Origin of the sequence: Kocuria arenosa (assembly GCF_042879215.1) — a bacterium.
Classification (GTDB): Bacteria; Actinomycetota; Actinomycetes; order Actinomycetales; family Micrococcaceae; genus Kocuria; species Kocuria arenosa.
This window is the reverse complement of the sequence record NZ_JBHZTA010000002.1, coordinates 62,063-86,354: the sequence shown is the minus strand read 5'-3', so window position 1 is coordinate 86,354 and position 24,292 is coordinate 62,063. Positions and strand designations below refer to the sequence as shown.

Annotated in this window: 24 protein-coding genes, 1 tRNA gene and 1 riboswitch; of the genes, 1 reads left to right on the top strand and 24 read right to left on the bottom strand. The window is 70.0% G+C overall.

What is annotated here, in order from left to right:
* Nucleotides 1–155: 155 nt before the first annotated feature.
* Both ACFYE3_RS03800 and ACFYE3_RS03795 read right to left on the bottom strand, forming a co-directional pair.
* Nucleotides 156–1,478 carry an NYN domain-containing protein gene (locus ACFYE3_RS03800; protein ID WP_387606165.1) on the bottom strand — a complete coding sequence of 441 codons (1,323 nt, stop codon included), beginning with the start codon at nucleotides 1,476–1,478 and terminating at the stop codon, nucleotides 156–158.
* Nucleotides 1,479–1,638: 160 nt separating this feature from the next.
* The gene (locus tag ACFYE3_RS03795) at nucleotides 1,639–1,971 is read right to left on the bottom strand and encodes a histone-like nucleoid-structuring protein Lsr2 (RefSeq protein ID WP_387606163.1); all 333 of its coding nucleotides are present in this window, start codon (nucleotides 1,969–1,971) and stop codon (nucleotides 1,639–1,641) included.
* Between the two features lie 256 nt (nucleotides 1,972–2,227).
* On the opposite strand from ACFYE3_RS03795, the gene ACFYE3_RS03790 reads away from it, so the two are divergent.
* A complete protein-coding gene (locus tag ACFYE3_RS03790; RefSeq protein ID WP_387606161.1) occupies nucleotides 2,228–2,983 on the top strand; it encodes a DUF6994 family protein in 756 nt (251 codons plus the stop codon).
* 103 nt (nucleotides 2,984–3,086) lie between these two features.
* Here the strand turns inward: ACFYE3_RS03790 and ACFYE3_RS03785 are convergent, their stop codons facing one another.
* From ACFYE3_RS03785 to ACFYE3_RS03680, 22 genes are all read right to left on the bottom strand, one after another.
* Nucleotides 3,087–3,239, bottom strand: a complete 153-nt coding sequence (locus ACFYE3_RS03785) for a hypothetical protein (RefSeq protein ID WP_387606158.1) — start codon at nucleotides 3,237–3,239, stop codon at nucleotides 3,087–3,089.
* Between the two features lie 367 nt (nucleotides 3,240–3,606).
* Complete coding sequence (nrdF, locus tag ACFYE3_RS03780) at nucleotides 3,607–4,605, bottom strand: class 1b ribonucleoside-diphosphate reductase subunit beta (protein ID WP_387606156.1); 999 nt, start codon at nucleotides 4,603–4,605, stop codon at nucleotides 3,607–3,609.
* Nucleotides 4,606–4,696: 91 nt separating this feature from the next.
* The gene (gene nrdE, locus ACFYE3_RS03775; protein ID WP_368819973.1) at nucleotides 4,697–6,856 is read right to left on the bottom strand and encodes a class 1b ribonucleoside-diphosphate reductase subunit alpha; all 2,160 of its coding nucleotides are present in this window, start codon (nucleotides 6,854–6,856) and stop codon (nucleotides 4,697–4,699) included.
* On the bottom strand, nucleotides 6,853–7,350 hold the full coding sequence (gene nrdI / locus ACFYE3_RS03770; RefSeq protein ID WP_387606153.1) for a class Ib ribonucleoside-diphosphate reductase assembly flavoprotein NrdI: 498 nt from the start codon (nucleotides 7,348–7,350) through the stop codon (nucleotides 6,853–6,855). The genes nrdE and nrdI overlap by 4 nt, the downstream gene beginning before the upstream one ends.
* A gap of 73 nt (nucleotides 7,351–7,423) precedes the next feature.
* Nucleotides 7,424–7,660: a glutaredoxin-like protein NrdH gene (gene nrdH, locus ACFYE3_RS03765; RefSeq protein WP_017834611.1), complete on the bottom strand. Its 237-nt coding sequence runs from the start codon at nucleotides 7,658–7,660 to the stop codon at nucleotides 7,424–7,426.
* A 297-nt stretch (nucleotides 7,661–7,957) separates the two neighbouring features.
* Complete coding sequence (locus ACFYE3_RS03760) at nucleotides 7,958–9,433, bottom strand: aldehyde dehydrogenase family protein (protein ID WP_387606151.1); 1,476 nt, start codon at nucleotides 9,431–9,433, stop codon at nucleotides 7,958–7,960.
* A 163-nt stretch (nucleotides 9,434–9,596) separates the two neighbouring features.
* Nucleotides 9,597–10,667, bottom strand: coding sequence for an App1 family protein (locus ACFYE3_RS03755; RefSeq protein WP_368831319.1), 1,071 nt, complete (start codon nucleotides 10,665–10,667; stop codon nucleotides 9,597–9,599).
* Between the two features lie 162 nt (nucleotides 10,668–10,829).
* Nucleotides 10,830–12,047: a formaldehyde dehydrogenase, glutathione-independent gene (fdhA, locus tag ACFYE3_RS03750; RefSeq protein ID WP_387606984.1), complete on the bottom strand. Its 1,218-nt coding sequence runs from the start codon at nucleotides 12,045–12,047 to the stop codon at nucleotides 10,830–10,832.
* A gap of 245 nt (nucleotides 12,048–12,292) precedes the next feature.
* A tRNA-Ala gene (locus ACFYE3_RS03745) sits at nucleotides 12,293–12,368 on the bottom strand.
* A 109-nt stretch (nucleotides 12,369–12,477) separates the two neighbouring features.
* Nucleotides 12,478–12,888 carry a ribosome silencing factor gene (rsfS, locus tag ACFYE3_RS03740; protein ID WP_387606148.1) on the bottom strand — a complete coding sequence of 137 codons (411 nt, stop codon included), beginning with the start codon at nucleotides 12,886–12,888 and terminating at the stop codon, nucleotides 12,478–12,480.
* Between the two features lie 102 nt (nucleotides 12,889–12,990).
* Nucleotides 12,991–13,872: a hypothetical protein gene (locus ACFYE3_RS03735; RefSeq protein ID WP_387606146.1), complete on the bottom strand. Its 882-nt coding sequence runs from the start codon at nucleotides 13,870–13,872 to the stop codon at nucleotides 12,991–12,993.
* Complete coding sequence (gene nadD / locus ACFYE3_RS03730; RefSeq protein WP_387606982.1) at nucleotides 13,872–14,552, bottom strand: nicotinate-nucleotide adenylyltransferase; 681 nt, start codon at nucleotides 14,550–14,552, stop codon at nucleotides 13,872–13,874. The genes ACFYE3_RS03735 and nadD overlap by 1 nt, the downstream gene beginning before the upstream one ends.
* 61 nt (nucleotides 14,553–14,613) lie before the next feature.
* A complete protein-coding gene (locus tag ACFYE3_RS03725; RefSeq protein WP_368819966.1) occupies nucleotides 14,614–14,862 on the bottom strand; it encodes a hypothetical protein in 249 nt (82 codons plus the stop codon).
* Nucleotides 14,863–14,985: 123 nt separating this feature from the next.
* Complete coding sequence (locus ACFYE3_RS03720) at nucleotides 14,986–16,344, bottom strand: glutamate-5-semialdehyde dehydrogenase (protein ID WP_387606143.1); 1,359 nt, start codon at nucleotides 16,342–16,344, stop codon at nucleotides 14,986–14,988.
* Entirely contained in the window at nucleotides 16,341–17,594 is a 1,254-nt protein-coding gene (gene proB, locus ACFYE3_RS03715) for a glutamate 5-kinase (RefSeq protein WP_387606141.1), read from the bottom strand. The genes ACFYE3_RS03720 and proB overlap by 4 nt, the downstream gene beginning before the upstream one ends.
* A 161-nt stretch (nucleotides 17,595–17,755) precedes the next feature.
* Nucleotides 17,756–19,321: a GTPase ObgE gene (gene obgE, locus ACFYE3_RS03710; protein WP_387606140.1), complete on the bottom strand. Its 1,566-nt coding sequence runs from the start codon at nucleotides 19,319–19,321 to the stop codon at nucleotides 17,756–17,758.
* A 154-nt stretch (nucleotides 19,322–19,475) separates the two neighbouring features.
* The gene (gene rpmA, locus ACFYE3_RS03705; protein WP_017834601.1) at nucleotides 19,476–19,733 is read right to left on the bottom strand and encodes a 50S ribosomal protein L27; all 258 of its coding nucleotides are present in this window, start codon (nucleotides 19,731–19,733) and stop codon (nucleotides 19,476–19,478) included.
* 60 nt (nucleotides 19,734–19,793) lie between these two features.
* Nucleotides 19,794–20,105: a 50S ribosomal protein L21 gene (rplU, locus tag ACFYE3_RS03700; protein WP_017834600.1), complete on the bottom strand. Its 312-nt coding sequence runs from the start codon at nucleotides 20,103–20,105 to the stop codon at nucleotides 19,794–19,796.
* 220 nt (nucleotides 20,106–20,325) lie between these two features.
* Entirely contained in the window at nucleotides 20,326–21,846 is a 1,521-nt protein-coding gene (locus ACFYE3_RS03695) for a bifunctional hydroxymethylpyrimidine kinase/phosphomethylpyrimidine kinase (RefSeq protein ID WP_387606136.1), read from the bottom strand.
* The gene (thiE, locus tag ACFYE3_RS03690) at nucleotides 21,843–22,526 is read right to left on the bottom strand and encodes a thiamine phosphate synthase (protein ID WP_387606134.1); all 684 of its coding nucleotides are present in this window, start codon (nucleotides 22,524–22,526) and stop codon (nucleotides 21,843–21,845) included. Before thiE ends, ACFYE3_RS03695 begins: the two co-directional genes overlap by 4 nt.
* Complete coding sequence (thiM, locus tag ACFYE3_RS03685; RefSeq protein ID WP_387606132.1) at nucleotides 22,523–23,398, bottom strand: hydroxyethylthiazole kinase; 876 nt, start codon at nucleotides 23,396–23,398, stop codon at nucleotides 22,523–22,525. The genes thiE and thiM overlap by 4 nt, the downstream gene beginning before the upstream one ends.
* Nucleotides 23,390–23,483: riboswitch (TPP riboswitch) on the bottom strand. (Overlaps the previous gene by 9 nt.)
* A 55-nt stretch (nucleotides 23,484–23,538) precedes the next feature.
* Entirely contained in the window at nucleotides 23,539–24,273 is a 735-nt protein-coding gene (locus ACFYE3_RS03680; protein ID WP_387606130.1) for a nuclear transport factor 2 family protein, read from the bottom strand.
* Nucleotides 24,274–24,292: the final 19 nt, after the last annotated feature.

Sequence of the window (24,292 nt, the reverse complement as noted above, 5' to 3'; positions counted from 1 at the left end):
CCTCACATCGAGCATGTGCTCGCTGACCCGGCATAGTTGGCCATTCCCGACCTCTCCGACCCCGCCCGGCTTCAACCGTTTAAGGGTTCATACTGAGCCAGCGACGGCGTTGCCAGCAAACCCCGAAGACTGAAGGCCGGGCACCGCTTCAGTCGTCACTGCATTTCGTGGACAAGCCTGGAGCTCGACGCGTCGACTGTCAGCCAATCGGCCAGTTCCCGTTTCTCGCCCTCGGAAGGAGAGAACCCCGCCAGGGCGGCCTGTTCGAGCACGCTGCTGAACACAGCGCGGCCGATGGCGGACGCATCAGGGACCTGATCCGCGCTATGGTTGGCGCCACCGGTACGGGCGCCTCGAATAACGTAGAGAAGTGCTCTTCGAGAGACCTCAACGCCCAGCTCCCTGGCGCGGTCTCGGGACCACTTCGAAGCCTCCGACAGGATGAAGTCGAACTCACGGGCGTACTCCGAGAGCACCTGGAACACGACGGGCCAGTGTTCCTGCGGCAGTCGGGGCATCTTCGCGACGTCGCAGAATCGAGTAATACCCGGAGGAAGCGGCGCCAAAGTTTCCGGCGGGGCGCTGAGGCCAGGCTGGACAGGTGCGGGCGCCAGGTGCCTGGCCGAGTCCCAGAAGTGGTGCTGTGAAAATTCGATATTCGGCAAGCCGATCCGTTCGACAGCTTTCCGAAACGTTCCTCCCCCGAACCACCGGGTACGCGTGACGACTTCACCCATATCTGCGTGGATCCTGCTGGCGAGGCGGGCACAATTGTTGGGCACCTCGGAGGACTCGTAGTCGCTGCGCACCACCTCGCAGAACTCCCGCCTTGCCTCCTCATCCTTCGGCCGGCCCTCGGAAGCGGTGTCCCCTGCGACGTCGTGTGCCTCCAGGATTACCGCTGCTTCCTCATTTACATCAGCTTCCGACTTCTGCGCCGGAGCCATGAGGTCGAAAAGGTCCTGCTCATCGAGGTACTGGTCGGCCAGGGCTTCATAAGCAACAGCCGTCGAGCCAGTGGCGATGATCGCAGTTCTGCGGTCATGGGCGCGCAGGACCTGGAGCAGCGGCGTGAAGTCCGCGTCGCTGGACGCCAGCACAATCTCGTCGTAGTGAGTCTCGTGCTGCAGAGCGGTCATCACGTCGACCACAATGCGGATGTCCGCTCCGTTCTTTGCACCCTTGGTGAGGCTGGGGCAGTCCACGACCTCCACGCCGGCCTGGGTGAAGAAGGGTCGGAACTTCGAAAAGTACAGCCGTTCATCCGGGCGCAACGGGTGGGCGACGTTACCGGATGGGTTCATGTAGCAACGAAGTACCAGCCAGCGTCGAGCATCGTCACCACTTTTTGTGGACAGCCGATTGATCCACACGGATGGTCGTTCCGCTAGTTCGAGGGCTGCTTTCGGGTCGCTACTGAGCAACCCGCTGAAGAAGTTGTCGAAGTCTATGAACATGGCGGATCTGCGGTGGCCCATGGCGTCCTCGCGATTGGGTGGAATGCAATATGCGCGTTAGCTAATCACTTGCAGTAGTGCCACAGTCCGCGACTCGGACGTGGCCCGCCCCAAGAGGGGGTCCGGCGGGCCGTTCATCGGGTGCGGTGACGCGGGGGGTGTTCCGGCAGTCAGGAGGGGTCTAGCTGGTGGCGGCGTAGTCGGCCTGGCGGATCTCTTGGGCGATCCGGCCGCGGTCGGAGACCTTCCGGCCGTTCTCCTGCGCCCAGGCCCGGATCATCGCGGTCTCCGGGTTGTCGGCCGCCGTGGTCCGGGCCCCGGCGGCGCGGGCCTGCTTGACCTGCTTCCGCCGCCCGGAAGAGTTGACGGGGTGCAGCGTTTCCCGGAGCTTCTCCGCGTTCGCGCGGTTGAGGTCGATCTCGTACTGCTTCTCGTCCAGGCTGAACTGAACGGACTCGTCAGCGAGACCTCCGTCGAGGTCGTCCTCCAGAATCATCGTCACGCTCTGCGCCACTGCTTCACCTTTCCGTTGATCTCAACATCGTTTGAGTAAGAACCCGCTCAAGATTCGAGCCCAAGGTGTTTTCCAACGCGTTTCGGTGCGAGAGTTGACGTTTCGGAGAAAGCATTACACGAAAAGCATCCACCCCAGGCCCACCGCTGGTGGTGAGCCGTGAGCGGAGCACGGCCATGGCTTTGTCGGCTCGATTACCTGCTGATGGTCGACGAGTTCGAGGCCGGTGGTGTTCACGAGTGCATACACTGCAACCATGCGCATCTTCGACACTTCATTCGACTACAAGGCCGGCATTCCTCATGGAGGGGAAAGTTCCGACCCGGACAGTCTCAGCCCGAGGCTGAGGGCCGACCATGAGCTGTTGTGGACCAAGGAACTGAACTCCGGCGTCCTTTTCGCCCCGACCGTGCCACCGGGTCGCCGCCACCTCGTCTTCACGGACACCTCCGGAGGCCGGCACCGGTACGGCAGCGACGCCATCACCAACTCCTACACCCGGTGGATGCGTCCCAAGGCCCTGGCCGCCGCCGTCGCCTCGATGGACGAGGGTCAGCGCTCCCGCTACCTCGACCCGCCGTACACCATCGGCAGTGCGATGATCTGGCCGGTCAGGATGAAGGACCGGCCCACCATGAACCAGGCGCGAGGGACTCGCCTGCGGATTGCTGACCGGATGGATCTCACTCTCGAGTGCATCCGGCGTCACTACGCCGGAGAGCCTCAGAGCCCCCTGGCCGATGTCATCACCGCTTATGCGGATTTCTTCACGCTCTTCGACGGGTTCCCTGAGTTCGTGGACTTCTTCCACTTCCAGGACCTCGTGACGCCCGACTATGCCGAGGTCCGGTTCTATCTACCGTTCAACAACTTCGAGCTTTCCGGAACACCGGTCACACCGGAGGAATACGTGGAGTACCGGGAAGCCGTCCTGGAGTTCATCGGAAAACGGCGGCGTCGGATGGCCCAGTGGGTCAGGAAGAACCGCCCCGATATTCAGGTGCTCGAGTAGCGCCCGGTCAAAAGCATCTCCCCCGCGGTCCCAGTCCCGGTATAGCAGGGGGACGGCATTCCCCGTGGCGGATCGGAAAGACCCGGGCGAGCGTCCCCGTGCCCTACGGTGCTCGCCGGAGGGGCCAGTGCAGCACCCGGGAGAGCAGGTGCAGCTGGAACAGCTCCCACATCTGCCGCGGGGCCGGCAGGCAGACCAGTACCAGGGCCGCGGCGAGGACCTGGGCGACCGTCACCTCGTAACCGGGCACCGCCACGTCGGTCCCTCACCCGGTGAGCAGGCCGGTGATCCACCCGGAGACGGGGACGAACACCGCCACGGCGAAGTTGAGCCCCGCATAGTGGATGTAGCGCGGTGGCCTTGCTCGTCGTTCCAAATAAGAGCGCGGCCACCGTGTGAAGGATCACGCGGTGGCCGCCCTCCTGCCAGACCCCGGCCTGAATCCGGCACGCTCACCAGCATCAAGGGTTAAACGGCAAGCTCAGGCGCAGAATGGTTACTCACCGCACTTCCTAGGTCCTGCACAAAGGCCCTGGCCAACTGCGCGGTCGTTGGCCAACCCGCTGGCGCATTTTGGCCAACTCCTACCGCTTTGGCCAACTAGCTCGGCCCCTCACAGGGGATCAGAAATCCCAGTCCTCGTCCTCCGTGTTCACGGCCTTGCCGATCACGTAGGAAGAGCCCGAGCCGGAGAAGAAGTCGTGGTTCTCGTCGGCGTTCGGGGACAGCGCGGAGAGGATGGCCGCCGAGACGTCGGTCATCTCCTTCGGGAACAGCGCCTCGAAGCCCAGGTTGTTCAGGGCCTTGTTGGCGTTGTAGTGCAGGAACTTCTTGACGTCCTCGGTCCACCCGACACCGTCGTAAAGGGACTCGGTGTAGCGCACCTCGTTCTCGTAGAGCTCCTCGAGCAGCTCGTAGGTGTAGAGCTTCAGCTCGTCCTGACGCTCCTGGGTCTCCAGGGCCATGGCACGCTGGAACTTGTAGCCGATGTAGTAGCCGTGCACCGCCTCGTCACGGATGATGAGGCGCACCAGGTCGGCCGTGTTCGTCAGCTTGGCCCGGGAGGACCAGTACATGGGCAGGTAGAACCCCGAGTAGAAGAGGAATGACTCGAGCAGGGTCGAGGCCACCTTCTTCTTCAGCGGGTCGTCGCCCTTGTAGTACTTGATGACGATGTCGGCCTTCTTCTGCAGGTACGGGTTCTCCCGGGCCCAGCGGAAGACGTCGTCGATGTCCTTCATGGAGGACAGCGTCGAGAAGATGGAGGAGTAGGACTTCGCGTGCACGGACTCCATGAACGCGATGTTGGTGTACACCGCCTCCTCGTGCAGGGTGACGGCATCCGGGATCAGGGAGACGGCGCCCACGGTGCCCTGGATGGTGTCCAGCAGCGTCAGGCCGGTGAAGACCCGCATGGTGAGCTCCTGCTCCTCCGCGGTGAGCGTCTTCCAGGAGGGGACGTCGTTGGAGATCGGCACCTTCTCGGGCAGCCAGAAGTTCGCGGTCAGCCGGTCCCAGACCTCGTCGTCCTTCGGGTCCTCGATCCGGTTCCAGTTGATGGCCTGGGCCTGGTGGTGGAGCAGCTGCACCTTGTCGATGCTCTCGCTCTTCTCCAGAGTCATGATCTGTCTCTTCCTTGAACGGGGTGGACCCCCGCGCGCGTCCTGCGGACGCGCGCGGGGAGTTTTGGGGTGGTCGCCGGGGCTCCGGCGGTCAGAGCATGCACGAGACGCAGCCCTCGACCTCGGTGCCCTCCAGCGCCAGCTGGCGGATCCGGGAGTAGTACATCGTCTTGATGCCCTTGCGCCACGCGTAGATCTGCGCCCGGTTGATGTCCCGGGTGCTGGCCGTGTCCTTGAAGAACAGGGTCAGGGACAGGCCCTGGTCCACGTGCTGGGTGGCCGCGGCGTACGTGTCGATGATCTTCTCGTAGCCGATCTCGTACGCGTCCTGGAAGTACTCCAGGTTCTCGTTGTTCATGAAGGGCGCCGGGTAGTACACGCGTCCCAGCTTGCCCTCCTTGCGGATCTCGATCTTCGAGGCGATCGGGTGGATCGAGGACGTCGAGTTGTTGATGTAGGAGATCGACCCGGTCGGCGGCACGGCCTGCAGGTTCTGGTTGTACATCCCGTGCTCCATGACCGAGGCCTTGAGCTGCTCCCAGTCCGCCCGGGTGGGGATGTGCACGCCCGCCTCGGCGAACAGCTGCCGCACCCGCCCGGTGGCCGGCGCCCACTCGCGGTCGGTGTACTTGGTGAAGTACTCCCCCGATGCGTACTGGGACCGCTCGAAGCCGGCGAACACCGCCTTGCGCTCCTTCGCGATCTCGTTCGACGCGCGGACCGCGTGGTACGTGACCGTGTAGAAGTAGATGTTCGTGAAGTCGAGGCCTTCCTCGGAGCCGTAGTGGATGTGCTCCTTGGCGAGGTAGCCGTGCAGGTTCATCTGTCCGAGACCCACCGCGTGGGACATCTGATTGCCGCGCTCGATCGAGGGCACCGAGGTGATGTCGGACATGTCCGACACCGCGGTGAGACCCCGGATCGCGGTCTCCACCGACTGCCCGAAGTCCGGGGACTCCATGGTCAGCGCGATGTTGAGGGAGCCGAGGTTGCAGGAGATGTCCTTGCCGACCTCGTCGTAGTTCAGGTCCTCGTGGTACGTGGACGGCTCGGAGACCTGGAGGATCTCGGAGCACAGGTTGGACATGATGATCTTGCCGTCGATCGGGTTGGCGCGGTTCACCGTGTCCTCGAACATGACGTACGGGTACCCGGACTCGAACTGGACCTCGGCGAGGGTCTGGAAGAACTCGCGGGCGTTGATCTTCTTCTTGGTGATCCGGCCGTCCGCGACCATCTCGTGGTACTTCTCGGACACGTTGACGTCCGAGAACGGCATCCCGTAGACCCGCTCCACGTCGTACGGGGAGAACAGGTACATGTCCTGGTTCTTCTTGGCCAGCTCGAACGTGATGTCCGGGATGACCACGCCCAGGGAGAGGGTCTTGATCCGGATCTTCTCGTCCGCGTTCTCCCGCTTGGTGTCCAGGAAGCTGTAGATGTCCGGGTGGTGGGCGTGCAGGTACACCGCGCCCGCGCCCTGGCGGGCACCCAGCTGGTTGGCGTAGGAGAACGAGTCCTCCAGCAGCTTCATGATGGGGATGATGCCCGAGGACTGGTTCTCGATCTTCTTGATCGGGGCCCCGGCCTCACGGACGTTGGTCAGCGCGAACGCCACGCCGCCGCCGCGCTTGGACAGCTGCAGGGCGGAGTTGATCGACCGCCCGATGGACTCCATGTTGTCCTCGATGCGGAGCAGGAAGCAGGAGACGAGCTCGCCGCGCTGCTGCTTGCCCGCGTTGAGGAACGTCGGGGTCGCCGGCTGGAAGCGCCCGGAGATGATCTCGTCGACGAGCTGCGTGGCGAGCAGCTCGTTGCCGTCGGCGAGGTAGAGGGACACCATGACCACGCGGTCCTCGAAGCGCTCGAGGTAGCGCTGGCCGTCGAAGGTCTTCAGCGTGTAGGACGTGTAGAACTTGAACGCGCCCAGGAAGGTCTCGAAGCGGAACTTCTGGGAGTACGCCCGCTTGGAGAGCTCCTTGATGAACTCCATGCTGTACTTCGCCAGGACCTCGGGCTCGTAGTACTGGTGCGAGACCAGGTAGTCGAGCTTCTCCTCGAGGTCGTGGAAGAAGACGGTGTTGTTGTTCACGTGCTGCAGGAAGTACTGTCGCGCGGCCTGCCGGTCGGCGTCGAACTGGATGTGGCCGTCGGCGTCGTAGAGGTTCAGCAGGGCGTTGAGCTCGTGGTAGCCCAGGCCCCGGTACTTCTCCGGGACGCGCGTGTCCTCGTGGCCGGGCTCGACGCTCACGCCCGGAGCTGCGGAAATTGTCGCCAAAACTGTTCCAATCCTTGGTTTACCTGGTGGACATCCTCGGGGGTGCCCATGAGTTCGAACTTGTAGAGGACGGGGACGCCGCACTTGGCCGCGATCTTGTCCGCGGCCAGGCAGAACGCCGACCCGAAATTGGTGTTGCCCGCGCCGATGACGCCGCGCAGGAACCGCCGGTTGGTCTCCTTGTTGAGGAACTTCACGACCTGCGGCGGGACGGCCCCGCTGCCGTTGGGCCGCCCGTACGTCGGGGCGGCCAGCACGAAGGGCTCGGTGATCTCAGGGGGCTCCTCCCCGGTCAGAAGAGGAAGGCGCAGCACGCGGGCGTCGAGCTTCTCGACGAAGCGGTGCGTGTTGTTGGAGACCGAGGAGAAGTAGACCACCAGCGGGGCGTGGCTGTCCGGCGCCGCGGCGGTGTCGCCGTGGTCCTGCTGAGCGGTCCCGGTACGGGTGCCGGGGTGGTGCGTGCTCATTGCTTCCGCGCTCCGAAATGGGGTCGGTGGTGGAGGGCCGGGGCGCCGCGGGGAAGCGGGCGGCGCGCCGGCCTCAGGCCGAGAGGAGGACGGCCAGGGACGTGATCTTGTCCGGACGGTAGCCGGACCAGTGCTCGGTCGCCGTCTCGACGACCGGGACCTGCTGATAGCCGAGGGCCAGGACGTGGGCCAGGGCGGCCTCGTCCTCCGTGACGTCGACGACGTTGTACTCGATGCCCTTCTTGGTCAGGGCCCGGTAGGTGGCATTGCACTGGACGCAGGCCGGCTTGCTGTACACGGTCACGGACATCGCTGTTTCCCCTTGGTCGATCGGGTGGTTTGTGGGGGAGATCCGGGACTTCCGCAGACTCTGCGGCGGTGAAGGGGTCTCTCCGGGTGGCTGATTTCAATACTACATCTAGTGCCAGGAAGGGGAAGCGACCCCTAGATGCAGTGGTGGGGGTTGTCCACAGCTCCTTTCTCGCTATCCCCAGAACGACCGCTGGCCATCCACAGGGGCTTCCGCAGGGGGTCGCGGAATTCCGGCGCCGGGGTCCCGTTGTGCACAGGCTGTGCGCACCGCGGGGTCCCCGGCCGGTGGACAGGATTAATTTTCGGACACGGCGTGTCGGCTCCGGCGGCGGGGCCGGCGCAGCCCGACCGCCGCGGCGGCGAGCCGGGCCCGCAGGCCCCGGTAGGGCGGGTAGACGACCCGCAGCGTGTCAGGGGCGAGCGGCTTGTCCAGGACCGCGCGCGCGTGGGAGAACGTCGTGAACGAGAACTTCCCGTGGTAGGCGCCGGTGCCGCTCTCCCCCACCCCGCCGAACGGCAGCGCGGGGCTGGTGAGGTGCAGCAGCGGGGCGTTGAAGGACAGTCCGCCGGAGGACGTGCGTCGGCGGAACAGATCCTTGACCGACCGCTCCTCGGTGAACACGTAGAGGGCCAGCGGCTTGTCCCGGGCGGTGATCAGCTCGACGGCGTGCTCGGCGGAGGCGACCGGCACCAGGGGCAGCACGGGCCCGAAGAGCTCCTCCTCCATGAGCGGGCCGTCCGGGGCGGAGCGCACCACCGTGGGCGCGAGGTAGCGCTCCCCCGGCCCTGCCGTCCCGCCGCAGACGATGTCGTGGGCGGGGACCCGGTCCAGGAGCCCGGTCAGCCGGTCGAGGTGGCGCCCGGTGACGATCCGCCCGTAGGAGTCGCTGCAGGACGGGTCCTCGCCGTAGTGCTCCTCCACCGCCCGCACCAGCTCCGGCTCGAGGGCGGCGAGCGTCTCGGGGGTGCCGAGCACGTGGTCCGGGGCCACGCAGGTCTGGCCGGCGTTGAGGAACTTCCCCCACACGATCCGCCGGGCGGCGGTCCGCAGGTCGGTCGAGCCGTCCACCCAGACCGGCGACTTCCCGCCCAGCTCGAGGGTCACCGGGGTCAGGTGCCGGGCGGCGGCTGCCATCACGATCCGGGCCACCGACCCGTTGCCGGTGTAGAAGACGTGGTCGAAGCGGTGCTCGAGCAGCCGCGTGGTCTCCGGGACGCCGCCCTCGACCACGCTCACGCAGTCCCCGAGGTAGCGCTCGAGCAGCTCGGCCAGCACCCCGGAGACGGTTGCGGAGACCTCGGAGGGCTTGACGACGACGGTGTTGCCGGCCGCGAGCGCTCCCGCCAGGGGGCTCAGGACGAGCTGGACGGGGTAGTTCCACGGCGCCATCACGAGCACGGTCCCGAGCGGCTGGTGCTCCACGTGGGAGCGTGCCGGGGCGAGGCTCAACGGGACGGGAACCCGGGTCGGGGTCATCCAGCGGCCGAGCTCCTTGCGGATCCCGGCGATCTCCTCGAGGGTGAAGCCGAGCTCGGTCAGCCACGCCTCCGCCGGGGGCTTGCCGAGGTCGGCGGCCAGCGCCTCCTCGAGCCCGGCCCGGTTCTCCCGCACGAGGTCCTCGAGCCGGTGCAGCCGGTCCAGCCGGGTCGCGAGGTCGACGTCGGGGACGAAGGCCGCCCGGGCGCGGTCGACGGCGGCGTCGACGGCGGGGAAGCCCGCCGAGACGTCTGCCGGTGCAGGGGCGGAGGTGGTGCTGCGGGTGCTGGTCATGGCTCCAGGGTAGGGCCCGGCTCGGACGCCACAGACCGCCGGGGCGGCACGCCCGGTCAGGGCTGCCCCAACAGTCAAGGGCGACGAGGACGGCCAGGGCAGCACCGGGAGCCGGAACAGCACAGATAGCCGGGAGGCACGGCCGTCCCGGGCCGGCCGTCGGTCAGAGCAGGCCGTGCTCCGCGAGCTGCCGGGAGATCGATGCGCCGTCGTTGCCCTCGATCCACAGGGTGCCCTCGGGGATGGTCACCCGCCGTTCCTCGTTGACCAGCGGGGTGCCGGCCAGCACGGCCTCCGCCGGGGACAGGTTGCGGATCACGATGGCGGCCACGTGCTCGGGATAGCGGTGCACGAAGCCGCTGTAGATCTCGGGGTCGTGCTGGCCGTCGTCGCCGATGAGGATCCACCGCACGTGGGGGAAGTTGCGGGCCAGCCGCTCGAGGTTCTGCACCTTGTGCGCCGCCCCGGCCCGGAACCACCGGTCCGTGGTGGGCCCCCAGTCGGTGAGCAGCAGCGCCCCGGCCGGATAGGCGTTGCGCGTGAGGAAGCGGCGCAGGGTGGGCGCCACGTTCCACGCCCCCGTGGAGAGGTAGAGGAACGGCGCCTCGTGGTGGCGGTGCAGCAGCCGGTCCATCATGACCGCCATTCCCGGGGTGGGTGTGCGGGCGTGCTCGTTGAGCACGAAGGAGTTCCAGGCCGCCAGCATGGGCCGGGGCAGGGCCGTGACCATGACGGTGTCGTCGACGTCGGAGACCACCCCGATCCGCTGCTCGTCGGCCACGACGAACACGCGGGCCTCGACCGTCTCGGAGCCCTCCGTCTGCATCCACACGGTGTGCTCGCCCGGGGCCAGGGACACCTGGAGGTCGACGTCGACCACGCCGCCCTTGTCGGCCACCAGGTGGAACTCGAACTCGTCGATCCAGACGTTGATGTGCGCGAAGGCGATGGGCACGGCGGTGAACGAGCGCCAGCCGCGGATGGACTCGGCGCTCTCGTCGGTGGACTCGATGAGTCCCCGGGTCTTCAGCAGGGCCCGGCCCAGGACCCGCACGTGGTGCTGGGAGCCGTACCCCTCGAAGGCCACCATGACGGGGATGTCACCGCGGGCCTCGGCGCGCCGCTGCCGGAACCGGTGGAGCCGCTGCTCGAGGCGGTAGCCCACGTTGATGGCTTCCTCGGTGACCTGGTCGACGGTCTGCTTCAGCTCCGAGCTGCTGGTTTTCTTGGCCATGCGCCCAGTGTTCCACAGCGCGCACCCAGGATGCGGCGGCGCCCGCGGGGCGGAGCGGACCGGGCATCCGATCCGCCTCGCCCCGCGGGCGCCCTCCGTCCCGCGGGCTGGTTCTCGACCCGGCCGCCGCGGTCGAGCACGTGCCCGATGGCGGCCCCGGCGTCAGTTCTTGATGTAGCCGTTGGGGTTGAGCACGTACTTGGTGGCGGCCCCGGCGTCGAACTCGGCGTAGCCCTGCGGCGCCTCCTCCAGGGGGATGGCCTTGGCGTTGACGGCCTTGGCGATGTGGATCTTGTCGTGCAGGATCGCCATCATCAGCTGCCGGTTGTACTTCATCACCGGGCACTGCCCGGTGGTGAAGGACAGCGACTTCGCCCATCCGGTGCCGAGGCTGATCGACAGGGAACCCTTCTTCGCTGCCTCGTCCACGGCTCCGGGGTCACCGGTGACGTACAGGCCCGGGATGCCCAGCGCCCCGCCGGCGGCGGTGATGTCCATCAGGGAGTTGAGCACGGTGGCCGGGGCCTCGTGCGAAGCGTCCTTGCCGTGCCCGCGGGCCTCGAAGCCGACGGCGTCCACGCCGCAGTCGACCTCCGGGACCCCCAGGATCTGCTCGATCTGGTCGGCGGGGGCGCCCTGGGAGACGTCCACGGTCTCGCAGCCGAAGCTGCGGGCCTGGGCCAGGCGCTGCTCGTTCATGTCCCCCACGATCACCACCGCGGCCCCCAGCAGGTGCGCCGAGGCCGCCGCGGCCAGGCCCACCGGTCCGGCACCGGCGATGTAGACCGTCGACCCCACGCCCACTCCTGCCGTGACCACGCCGTGGTAGCCGGTGGGCAGGATGTCGGAGAGCATGGTCAGGTCCATGATCTTCTCCAGGGCCTGGTCCCGGTCCGGGAACTTCAGCAGGTTCCAGTCCGCGTAGGGCACCAGCACGTACTCGGCCTGGCCGCCGACCCAGCCGCCCATGTCCACGTAGCCGTAGGCGGAGCCCGGCCGGTCCGGGTTGACGTTGAGGCAGATGCCGGTCTTGCGCTCCTTGCAGTTGCGGCACCGGCCGCAGGAGATGTTGAACGGGACGGAGACGATGTCCCCGACCTGGACGAACTCGACGTCCGGCCCGCACTCGATGACCTCGCCCGTGATCTCGTGACCGAGGACCAGGTCCGTCGGGGCGGTGGTGCGCCCGCGGACCATGTGCTGGTCCGAACCGCAGATGTTGGTGGCCACGGTCCGGAGGATGACTCCGTGCGGGACCTTCCGGCCGATGTTGGCCGGGTTGATCCCCGGCGCGTCCTTGAGATCGAACTCCGGGTACTCGGTGTCGATGACCTCGACCTTGCCGGGACCCTTGTAGGCAACCGCTCTGTTCCCTGCCATCATGACCTCTTCCGTGGTGGATGTCCGTCACGGGCGTCCGCAGCAGGTTTCCACCACCGACGCCCTCGTCTCCGACGGAACTCGTCACGCTGTGGCCCTGGGCTCACTGTGAGCCAGGTCACGGGATAAGGCCGCCGGTTGTGCTGACGCTAACAGGACGCGTCAACGAGCGGAAGAGAATGCAGCTGAGAAAACGAAAAGCGAAAGAGCCCGTTCCGCGCGATGCGGAACGGGCTCTTTCGTCCTGGTGGAGCTGAGGGGACTCGAACCCCTGACCCTTTGCATGCCATGCAAATGCGCTACCAGCTGCGCCACAGCCCCAGGTCGTTACCTCGGAGACACTATCACAACCTTGAAGGAGTCCCTCTCGGCACCCTTTTCCGGTTGATCCAGCACCTCGCTGGGCAACGCATTCATAGTAGGCAGCCGGTCAGGCTCCAGGCAAATCGTCGGCGGCGGGCGCCGGAGCGGCCTGGCCCGTGACCGGACCGAGGTCCACCACGGGACTGTCCCGCCACAGCCGCTCGAGGGCGTAGAACGCCCGGTCCTCGTCGTGCTGGACGTGGATCACCACGTCGCCGTAGTCCAGGAGCACCCATCGTCCCTCGGAACGGCCCTCGCGGCGGATCGGGCGCAGCTCGAGCTGCTCGACCAGCTTCTCCTCGATCTCGTCGACCACGGCGTTGACGAGCCGCTCGTTGGAGGCGGAGGCGACGAGGAAGGCGTCGGTGATGCCCAGGGCCTCGCTCACGTCGAGGGCCACGATGTCGTGGGCCTGCTTGGCGTCGGCCGCGGCGGCTGCGACCTGGAGGATGGACAGGGAGAGATCGTTGACAGTCAAGGAGGATCCTTTCCCGGCGAACCGGAGGTTCCGTCCCCTGGGGACGGATGGAAGTGGACGAGTGGTGCAGGTATGTGTGGTGCGGGACAGCAGGTGGTGCGCTCAGAGCACGAAGAGCACGAGCACGACGGCGAGGGCCGCGAGCACCGCCAGCAGCAGCAGGACCCACCAGGCGCTGCTTGCGCGGCGCCGGTACTCCCGCGGCTCGAGCAGCTCGAGCCCCTCGGCGGTGCTGGCCGGCACGGGCGCGGCCGGCGGCGCGTCGTCGGTCCACGACCCCGCGGGCTCCGGGGCCGGTTCGGGCGGAGCCGCCGGTGGGTCGTCGGCGTGCCCCGGCTCCTCGTGGCCGGCAACCGGGGCGGGCGACGTGGAGGCGTGGGAGCCGTGGTGCTCGGCGTCCGCGGGCGTGACGATCTCGATGTGCGTGAGCGCGGCCAGGTCCTCCGGCGCGAGCCGGTTGCTGAACAGGGCCGGGTCGACGTGCACGGGGTCGTGGGACACGTGCCCGTCCGGCCCGCCCGGACCGCCGCCGTCGGGGAACACGACGGTGATCTGCTCGAGCGGCTCCTGCTGGTCCTCCGGCGGCGCCGAGGGACCCGGTGCGGAGGAGGGCGGAGCGGAGGAGGACGGTGCGGAACCTGGCGCCGCGGTCTCCGGGACGACCGGCTCCTGGACGGCGGTGCCGGTGCCGGGTTCGGCCTGCGCGGCCCCGGCCTGGGCGGCGAGCTCCGCGAACCGGCGCTGCTTCTCGAGCAGCTCCAGGTCCGCGGGGCTGCCGCTGGCCTCCTCGAGCTCGCGGGACCGCTCCGCCAGTTCACGCTGCAGGCGGGCCAGCCGCCGGGGCCCGAGGGGCTTGACGGGTCGGACCGGCACGGCGTCACCGCCGAGGTCGATGATGGGGGCGGGCCCGGCGGGCACCGGCGGCGGCGCCGGGGTCCGGTCGTCCTGTGCGGCGCCGTCCCGCATGTCGTCCTCGCCGGCCATCAGGGCGCCTTCGCCGAGACACCGCGGGCGCCGACGTGGTCCGGCGTCGTCGCGTCCCCGGGGCCGAGGTAGAGGCCGTACTTGTTGATGTACTGGACCACGCCGTCGGGCACGAGGTACCAGACGGGCTTGTGCTCGGCCACCCGGGTGCGGCAGTCCGTGGACGAGATCGCCATCGCGGGCACCTCGAGCAGGTTCACGCCGCTGGACCCCACGGGTGCGGCGAGGTCGTGGCCCGGCCGGGTGACGCCGACGAAGTGGGCGAGCTGCCAGAGCTCCTCGGCGCCCTTCCAGGTCAGGATCTCCCCCATGACGTCCGCGCCCGTGATGAAGAACAGGTCGGCCTCCGGGCGCTGGCGCTTGAGATCGCGCAGGGTGTCGACCGTGAACGTGGGACCGTCGCGCTCGATGTCCACCCGGCTGACCGTGAACCGCGGGTTGGAGGCCGTGGCGATCACCGTCATGAGGTAGCGGTGCTCCGCGGGGCTCACCGCCCCGGCGGCCTTCTGCCAGGGTCGCCCGGTGGGGACGAACACGACCTCGTCGAGGTCGAACTCCCCCGCCACCTCGGACGCGGCCACGAGGTGGCCGTGGTGGATGGGGTCGAACGTCCCGCCCATGACGCCGAGCCGGGTGCGGCCCGGCGTCCGGGGCGGGACGGCCGTGCCCGTGAGGGGCAGGTCCCGGGTGCGGGCGGCGGTGTCCTGCGAAGCGGTCGTCACGACGGTGGGGTTCCCCGGCTCAGCCGTGGCGCTTGGCGGCGTACTCGTCGAGCATGGCCCGCTCGTCCGCGGGCAGGTCGGCGGGATCCTGGTGCTGGCCGACCTCCGGGCTGAGCCCGCGGTTGGCGAAGGAGAGCGTCACCACCATGAGTCCGATGAGCACGACGAACACGGAGATGCCCCAGACCTCGGGGGGAACTCCGGCCTCGGCGGCGGCGTGCCCGCCTTCGGCGGCGGCGAGGACGGTGGTGACGGTCTGCTGGAACATGGGGATCCCTTCTGGCGCCGGCGTCGCGGCGGGTGGTCGGTGAGCGGCCCGTGCCGCCTCGGCCGGTGGGCCCGGACGGCTCTCATCGTACTGAATCCGCGGCGCGCCCGCCGCGTCCGGGGCTCAGGAGCGGACGTGCCCGTCGCCCTGGACGATCCACTTCGTGGTGGTCAGCTCCTCCAGGCCCATGGGTCCGCGTGCGTGCATCTTCTGGGTGGAGATGCCGATCTCGGCGCCGAGGCCCAGCTGGCCGCCGTCGGTGAAGCGGGTGGAGGCGTTGACCATGACCGCGGCGGCGTCGATCTCGGCGACGAACCGCTCGGCGGCCGCGAGGTCGTTGGTCACGATCGCCTCCGTGTGCCGCGTGGACCACCGGTCGATGTGCTGGAGCGCCTCGTCCAGGGAGTCCACCACCTTCACGGCGAGGTCCATGGACAGGTACTCGGTGCCCCAGTCCTCGTCGGTGGCGCGCAGGTGGTGGCTGCCGGCCGGCAGCATGGTCTCGGCCCGGTCGTCCACGTGCAGCGTGACGCCGGCCCGGTCGAGGGCCGCCAGCACGGCGGCCCCGTGCTCGAACCCGCTGTGCATCAGGAGGGTCTCCGTGGTGTTGCACGTGCTCGTGCGGTGGGTCTTGGAGTTGACGACCACCTTCACGGCCATGTCCTTCGACGCCGAGTGGTCGACGAACAGGTGGACGTTGCCCTCACCGGTCTCGATGACGGGGACCTTGGCGTTCTGGACGACGGACTGGATCAGCCCGTGCCCGCCGCGCGGGATGAGGACGTCGACCTTTCCGCGGGCCGCCATCAGCGCGTTGGCGCCCTCGCGGCCGTACTCGTCGACGCTCTGGACGGAGTCCACGGGCAGCTTCACGTCGGCGAGGGAGTCCCGGATGATGCCCACCAGGGCACGGTTGCTCTCCTCCGCGGCCGAGCCGCCGCGCAGCAGCACCGCGTTGCCGGACTTCAGGGCGATGCCGGCGATGTCCACGGTCACGTTCGGGCGGGCCTCGTAGATGGCTCCGACCACGCCCATCGGCACGCGCACCTGGCGCATCCGCAGGCCGTTGGGCAGGGTGCTGCCGCGGACGAAGCCGCCCACGGGGTCGGGCAGGGCGGCCAGCTCGCGCAGGCTCTCGGCCAGGCCGGTGATCCGCTCGGTGTCCAGCTTGAGCCGGTCCAGGAGGGCCGTGGAAGTCCCGTTCACGCGGCCGCGCTCGAGGTCCTTGGCGTTCGCGGCGAGCACCACGTCCTGCTTGCGCTCGATGCGGTCGGCGATGGCGAGCAGCGCGCGGTCCTTCCAGGCCCGGGTGGCGCGGCCGAGCACCCGGGCGGCGTCCCGGGCGTCGTCGGCCATCGCGGCGACACCGGCGACGGGGTCCTCCCCGAAGGTGGCGACAATGCCGTGGTCGGACACGACCGCCTTGCCGGTCGGGCGGGTGGCTTCGTCGGTGGTCACGGAATCGTGTGCGGCGGAAGTCATGTCTTCAGTTTAGTCCGTGCGCCGCGGGCGCGCAGAACCACGAGGTTGTCCACGTGCACGAGCTCCCGGCTGTAGTCGTCCCCGAGCTCCTCCGCGAGCACGGAGGTGGACTTGCCGAGCATCGGCGGGATCTCGTCCGAGGAGTAGTTGCTCAGCCCGTGCGCGATCTCCCTGCCCTCCTCGTCCCGCAGCGAGACGGGCTCCCCCGCCTCGAAGGTGCCGGACACGCCGGTGACCCCGGCGGCCAGCAGGGAGTTGCGGTCGCGGATCGCCTCGACGGCGCCCGGGTCCAGGGTCAGGGAGCCCTTGATGTCCGCGAGGTGGGCCAGCCACAGCAGCCGCACGTTGCGCCGCCCGCCGGAGGTCGCGAACCAGGTGCCGACGTCCTCGCCGTCCAGGGCGCGGGTGATGTTCTGCGCCGAGGTGACGAGCGCGGGGATGCCCGAGGCCGCGGCGATCCGGGCGGCCTGGACCTTGGTGACCATGCCGCCGGAGCCGACGCCGGCGCGGCCGACAGACCCGATCTGCACGCCCTCGAGGTCCTTGATGGGGTCGTTGACCACCGGGATCCGCTCCCCGCCCTTGCGGGGGTCCATGGTGTAGAGGGCGTCGACGTCGGAGAGCAGCAGCAGGACGTCGGCCTTGATGAGGTGGGCGATCAGGGCGGCGATCCGGTCGTTGTCGCCGAACTTGATCTCCTGGCTGGACACGGCGTCGTTCTCGTTGACGATGGGCAGCACGCCGAAGTCCAGGAGCCGCTCGATCTGGCGGTGGGTGTTCTTGTAGCTGCTGCGCCGCATCAGGTCCTCCGCGGTGACCAGCACCTGGCCCACGGTGACGCCGTAGCGGGCGAAGGACTCGATGTAGCGGCCCATGAGCAGCCCCTGGCCCACGGCGGCGGCCGCCTGCTTGCCGGCCAGGTTCTTGGGCCGCCGGGACAGCCCCAGGGGCGCCAGGCCGGCCGTGATGGCTCCCGAGGAGACGAACACGATCTCGATGCCGCGCGCCTTCGTCTCGCCCAGGGCGTCCACGATCATCCGCACGGCCTGCTCGTCGATCGAGCTCTCGATGGACGTCAGCGAGGACGAGCCGACCTTGACCACGACGCGGTGGGCGCGCGGGATGTCCTCCCGGCGCTCGATGGGGCTGCGCCGGTTCTTGCCGCGGTTCTCGCTGCTGAGCTGGACCGCGGACTTCTCCGCGACCTCCTCGAGCTGCTCGACGTCGATCGCTTTCGTCTGCTCGTTCATCCTGGGCGTCTCCCTCGTCCGGTGGGCGTCGTCGGTGTGTCGGGTCAGTCGGTGTGCCGGGTCGGTCGGTGTGCCGGGTCGGTCGGTGTGCCGGGTCGGTCGTCGGGCGGTGGCCGCGGGGCGTCCCGTGCGTGCGGTCGTGGTCCGCCCTGCGGGTGCGCTCAGTCGTCGGTGCCGGGGCCGCCCGTGGCCTCGCCGCGCCGGGCGTCGACCGACTCGGTCCACACGCCGGCGGAGCGCTCGGCCTCGAGCTCGGCGCGGGCGGCGGCCTTGGCGTCCTTGCGGTCCTGGTACTGCTGGCGCTTCTGCTCGCGGGTGGGACGGTCGATGTCCGCGAAGCGCAGGTCGGTGCCGCGGGGGCCGGCCAGCAGCTCGGCGCCGCCGACCATGGTGGGCTCCCAGTCGAAGACCACGCCGTCGTCCTCGGGGCCGATGAGCACGGCGTCGCCGGGTCGGGCGCCCTGCTTGAACAGCTCCGTCTCGACGCCCAGCTTCGCGAGCCGGTCGGCGAGGTAGCCGACGGCCTCCTCGTTGTTGAAGTCCGTCTGCAGGATCCAGCGGTCGGGCTTCTCGCCGCGCACGTGCCACAGCGGCTCGAGGTTGCGCTCCTCGCGGGTGATGGTGAACTCGGGCCCGCGCACCCCCTTGGGGCGCAGCACGACCCGCGGGGCCTCCGCCGGGGCGGGACGCGCCGCCCGGGCCTCCTGCACGACCTCGCCCATGGCGAAGGTCAGCGGCCGCAGCCCCTCGTGGGAGGCGGTGGAGACCTCGAACACGCGGTAGCCGCGGGACTCGAGCTCGGGCCGCACGAACTCGGCGAGCTCCCGGGCCTCGGGAACGTCGATCTTGTTCAGCACCACGAGGCGGGGCCGGTCGTTGAGGGGCACCGCCTGTCCGCCGTCGAGGTCGCCGTCCACGGCGTAGCCGGCGAGCTCCGCCTCGATCGTCTCGAGGTCGGAGACCGGGTCGCGTTCGGGCTCGAGGGTGGCGCAGTCGAGGACGTGGACGAGCGCGGCGCAGCGTTCGACGTGGCGGAGGAACTCCAGTCCCAGGCCCTTGCCCTCGGAGGCGCCGGGAATCAGGCCCGGGACGTCGGCCACGGTGTAGCGCACGTCCCCGGCCTCCACCACGCCGAGGTTCGGGACGAGCGTGGTGAACGGGTAGTCGGCGATCTTGGGGCGGGCGGCGCTGATCGCGGCGATGAGGCTGGACTTGCCGGCGGAGGGGTAGCCGACCAGGGCGATGTCGGCGATGGACTTCAGCTCCAGGACCACGTCGCGGCCCGAGCCCGGCGTGCCGAGGAGCGCGAAGCCGGGGGCCTTGCGCTTGACCGAGGCCAGCGCGGCGTTGCCCAGCCCGCCCTGCCCCCCGGGGGCGGCCACGAATTCGGAGCCCTGTCCCACGAGGTCGGCCAGGACGTTGCCCTCCTGGTCCTTGACCACGGTGCCGTCGGGGACGGACAGGACGAGGTCCTCGCCCTTGTGCCCGTGGCGGAGGTCCCCCTTGCCCGGTCCTCCGTTGGGGGCGGACTGGTGGGGGGCGTGGTGGTAGTTCAGCAGCGTGGTGGTCTGACCGTCCACGCGCAGGATCACGCTGCCGCCGTCTCCCCCGTTGCCACCGTCCGGCCCGCCGAGCGGCTTGAACTTCTCGCGGCGGATGGACACGCAGCCGTGCCCGCCGGAGCCGCCGGAGACGTGCAGGACGACGCGGTCGACGAAACTGGCCACGGGGAACTCCTCTGCTTCAAGAACGGTCGGGCCCGCGGACGGGCCACGTTAAAACTGTAGAGGGCGGGCGCTGGACGCACCCACCCTCTACAGACCAAACATGGGTGGTGCGGGTCGGGACCCGCACCGGGGCCGGCTGGGCCGGCCCTGTCGACTACTCTGCGGCAGCCTGGATGTTGACGACCTTGCGGCCTCGGCGGGTGCCGAACTCGACCTGGCCGGCGGCCAGGGCGAACAGGGTGTCGTCGCCACCGCGGCCGACGTTCAGGCCGGGGTGGAAGTGCGTGCCGCGCTGCCGGACGAGGATCTCGCCGGCGTTGACGGTCTGGCCGCCGAAGCGCTTCACGCCGAGGTACTGCGCGTTGGAGTCGCGACCGTTGCGAGTGGAGCTCGCGCCCTTCTTGTGTGCCATGAGGTGTGCCTACCTTCGGGTCTTTACTGGCTGGTGGAGTCTGGACGGGGACCGGGTCGGTCAGGCGTCGATGCCGGTCACCTTCACGGTGGTCAGCTCGGCACGGAAGCCCTGGCGCTTCTTGTAGCCGGTCTTGTTCTTGAACTTCTGGATGGAGATCTTGGGACCGCGGAGGTTCTCGACGATCTCGGCCGTGACCTTGACGCTCGCCAGGGTCTGGGCATCCGAGGTGATCTTGTCCCCGTCGACCAGCAGCAGGGCAGGGAGCTCGATGGTGCTGCCTGCTCCGCCGGCGACGCGGTCAAGGGTAACGAGGTCTCCGACGGAAACCTTTTCCTGGCGGCCGCCAGCGCGGACAATCGCGTACACCACTTGGGAACTCACTTCTCTCGACGTCATGTGTAAACAGTGTGGGTCGAGCGCATACCTGTCAGGACCAACGACGTTGAGACGAGCTGTCGGTGACCGGCCCGTGGGACTAGGCCGAGGTCAGCGCAGGTTCGCCGCAATTCAGGAACTGCACCCGCATGTGCCGCCAGGTGGGGTGTCGAGTTTCTACACGCGCGCACCGGCAGGGCACCGAAGATCAAGACTACTCGATCCGGTCAGCGCCCGCCAACCGGCGCTCCGCCACCGGCGCGGCGAAGAAGTCCCGCTCGAGCGCGCAGGCCTCCAGGAACACCTCCCGCATCCGGTCCCGCACCTCAGCCGGGGCCTCGCGGGCGGCGGCGTCGAGCAGCCGTCGGGCCGTGCGGGTCGCCTCCTGGAACCCCTCGTCCGCGTAGGTGGCCAGCCAGTCCGCGTAGGGGTGCTCGTCGGGCCCGCCGGCCGCGGCGAGCCCGCCCAGGTGGCGTCCCACGTCCGCGTAGACCCAGTAGCACGGCAGCACGGCGGCGAGACCGACCGGGTAGGGCTCTGCCGCGGTGGCCGCGAGCAGGAACGTGGTGTAGCGCCGGGTCACCTCGCTGAGCCCGTCCCGGCCGCCGCCGTCCCCCGCGTGCTGCAGCCGGGTCCGGTGCAGCCGCGCCTCGGTCTCGGTGCAGGACACGGCGCCGGCCGCGAAGAACAGCCGTTGCTCCTCGTCGGGCGCCCTGGCCGCCAGCAGGGCGAGCGCCCGGCTGTAGCCGTCGAGGTACTGCAGGTCCTGGTCGAGGTAGGCGAGGAAGCGGTCCGGCTCCAGCCGGCCGTCGCCGAGGAGGCGGACGAACTCGAGCTCCTCGATCTCGCGCCGCACGGCCGCGGAGGCCTCCCACAGCTCGTCGCTGAACCGCTCCGGCGCCGTGCCCCAGGCCTCGAGGGCGTCCTGGACGTGGTGGAAGTGGTGGACGGGACCGCTCCCGTGGCCGACCGAGAGCTCCCCGGAGGCCTCGAGGGCTCCGCGCAGCCAGTCCCGGGCGATCCGCAGGCTCCGTGACCAGTCCCCGTGCCGCACCTGGAGCGTGGCCAGGGCCGAGGAGAGGGAGCAGCCGGTGCCGTGGGAGTTCTCGGTGGGCACGCGGGCGCCGTCGAACGCCACGAGGGGCTCCGGGGCGTCCGGGCCCACGAGGGCGTCGGGCGTCCGGTCGCCGGCGAGGTGCCCGCCCTTGACGAGCACCAGGGTCCCGTGGGCGCGGGCCACGCGGTGGCCCTGCGCGAGGGCCTCCTCCCACGACGGCGCCGGGTCCTCCCCGGCGAGCACGGCGAGCTCCTGCAGGTTCGGGGTGATCAGGTCGGCGAGGCCCAGCATCGAGCGCAGGGCGTCCTCGGCCTCGCGCTCCAGCAGGCGCCCCCCGGAGGTCGCGACCATGACGGGGTCCAGGACCACGACCGGCGGCCGGTGGGTCCCGAGCCACCGGGTGACGGCCTCGATGACCGGCACGGATCCGAGCATCCCGATCTTGACGGCGTCGATCTCGACGTCCTCGGCGACCGCGTCGAGCTGGGCGGAGAGGAACTCGACCGGCGGGACGTGGATGGAGCGCACGCCCACGGTGTTCTGGACGACGACGGCGGTGACGGCGCTCATCCCGTAGCCGCCCATCGCGGCGATCGACTTGAGGTCGGCGTGCTGGCCGGCGCCGCCCGTGGGGTCGGTGCCGGCGATGGCCAGGACACGGGGCACGCGGGCGGTCACCGGACCACCTCCTCGGCGGTCACGGCGGCGAAGGCCCGCACGTAGCGGGCGGCCGCGGCCTCGGGGTCGGGGTCGGCGCAGATCCCGGAGACCACGGCCAGGCCGGCGGCGCCCGCGGCGCGCAGGGCGGCGGCGTCCCCGACCTCCACCCCGCCGATGGCCAGGCAGGGCAGGGTCGTGCGGCCCGCGGCGCGGGCGAAGCCCTCGACGCCCAGCGGCTCGGGGTGGTCCGGCTTCGTGCGGGTCGCCCGCACCGCCCCGACCCCCAGGTAGTCGACCGTCCCGGCGGGCAGGGCGGAGGCGGCGTCGAGCTCCTCCGCCGTGGCGGCGCTGAGGCCGAGCACGGCATGGGGCCCGCAGATCGCCCGGGCGAGCGCCACGGGCAGGTCCGACTGACCGACGTGCACCCCGGCCACGGGGGCGCCGGCCGCGCGGGCGGCGAGGTAGACGTCCGCGCGGTCGTCCACGAGCACGGGCACCTCCCGGCCCACGCGCTCGGCGACGGCCGTGAGGAGGGCGACGAGCTCGCGGACCGGGGCGTCCTTCGCACGGACCTGGACCATCGTGGCGCCGCCGCGGACGGCGGCCGCCACGACGTCCGAAACCGTCCGGGGCGAGCTCAGGGCGGTGTCGGTCACGAGGTGCAGGGCAAGGGCGGCGGGGTCGAGGCGCGGGCTCACCGGGTGCCCTCCTCGCGCACGAGCTCCGCCCGGGCGGCGATCCGCTCCGGCGTGACGGCGTGCAGCCGGTCCAGCAGCGCCACGGCGAAGGAGCCGGGCCCGCCGGAGTCGGCGGCCGCGTCCTCGGCCGCGAGGGTGTACACCGTGGTGGCGGCCACCGCCGCGGCGGCCGGATCCGCGCGCACGGCGGTGAACGCGGCCATGAGGGCGCCCAGGGCGCAGCCGCCTCCGGTGATGCGGGTCAGCAGGGGCGTGCCGTGCGGCACGCGGACGACCGTGCCGTCCGGGGAGCGCACGAGGTCCACGGGCCCGGACACGGCCACCGCCGAGCCGGCCCGCTCGGCGAGCGCGGCGGCGGCGTCCCGGGCGGCGTCGACGCCGTGGGTGGCGTCCGTGCCGCGGCCTCCGGCGCCGCCGGCGAGGGCGATCACCTCGGAGGAGTTGCCGCGCACGATCGCCGGCCGGAACTCGAGCAGGTCGCGGGCCAGCGCCGTGCGCACGGGCAGGGCGCCCACCGCCACCGGGTCCAGGACCCACGCCCGGCCCGCGCGGCCCCGGGCCCCGACCGCCTCGTAGGCGGCGCCGCGCTGCTCGGCGGTGGGCGTGCCGGTGTTGACGAGCAGGCCGTCGGCGAGCTCCGCGAAGACCCCGCCCTCGCCCTGGATGTCGGTCATCGCCGGGGACGCGCCCACGGCGAGCAGCACGTTGGCGGTGAAGTTGGTGACCACGGCATTGGTGATGCACTGCACGAGCGGCGCCGCGGAGCGCAGGTCCTCCAGGGCCGCGGCGGCGTCCTCGGCGAGGGCGGGGTCCGGCGGCGCCGGCCTCGCGGCTGCTGGTGTGCGGGCGGACGTGGGTACGGCATCGCGCATCTGCGACATCCCTTCGCTAGTACTGGCTAGATCAGGTTCGACGGGTGTGTTCTCAGCCGCTCGTGCGGCACCCCGTGTCAGGTGTCCTGCCAGTCTAGTCGGCGCGGGAACCGGGACGCGGACGGACCCCGGCCGCCGGCTCAGAACATGCCGTTGGCGTGCGCCATCCTCTCGGGCACCGGTTGGGCGACGCCCCAGTGCTCCACGATCCGGCCGTCGTCGAGGCGCCAGAGGTCGTAGCAGGCGACCGTGCCGGCGGCTCCGTCGCCGCGGTCGCCGCCCGTGACGGCCTCCGCGACGGTCAGCACGAAGTTCCCCTCGCCGACCACCCGGCGCAGCCGCCGGTACGCGGGCTGCGGGCCGTCCGGCGTGCGGGCGGTGTGCTCGGTGCAGCCCCGGGGGCTCATGTGGTCCTGGACGGCGTGGCGGTCGCCCGCGACGAGGGCGGACTCGACCCACTCCGCGGCAATGCGCTTGTTGTCCTGCGTCCGCTCGTGGTCCGTGACCTCGACGGGGCCGTCGAGCTGGGGGCGGGCGCCGTCGGAGTCCGTGCGCAGGGGCTCGAAGGCGTCCCAGTGCTCGGCGATCCGCCCGTCGTCCACGCGGAACACGTCGAAGCCGACCAGGGGCTCCGGGCCGAGTCCCGCGTAGGCCGAGTGGGCGACCACCGTCCCGTGGTCGTCGAGCACCCGGACGAGGTCCACGCGGAAGTCGTCGGGCATGCTGCGCACGAACTGCCGGAGGCCCTCGCGTCCGTCCGGCGCGAGCGGCGAGTGCTGGACGAAGTCCTCCGTGTAGTGGCGGTCCACGGCCGACGGGTCCCGGCGGACGAAGAGGTCCGCGCCGGCGGTGCGGATGGTGTCTGCACTGGTCATGGCGATGCTCCCTGGAACG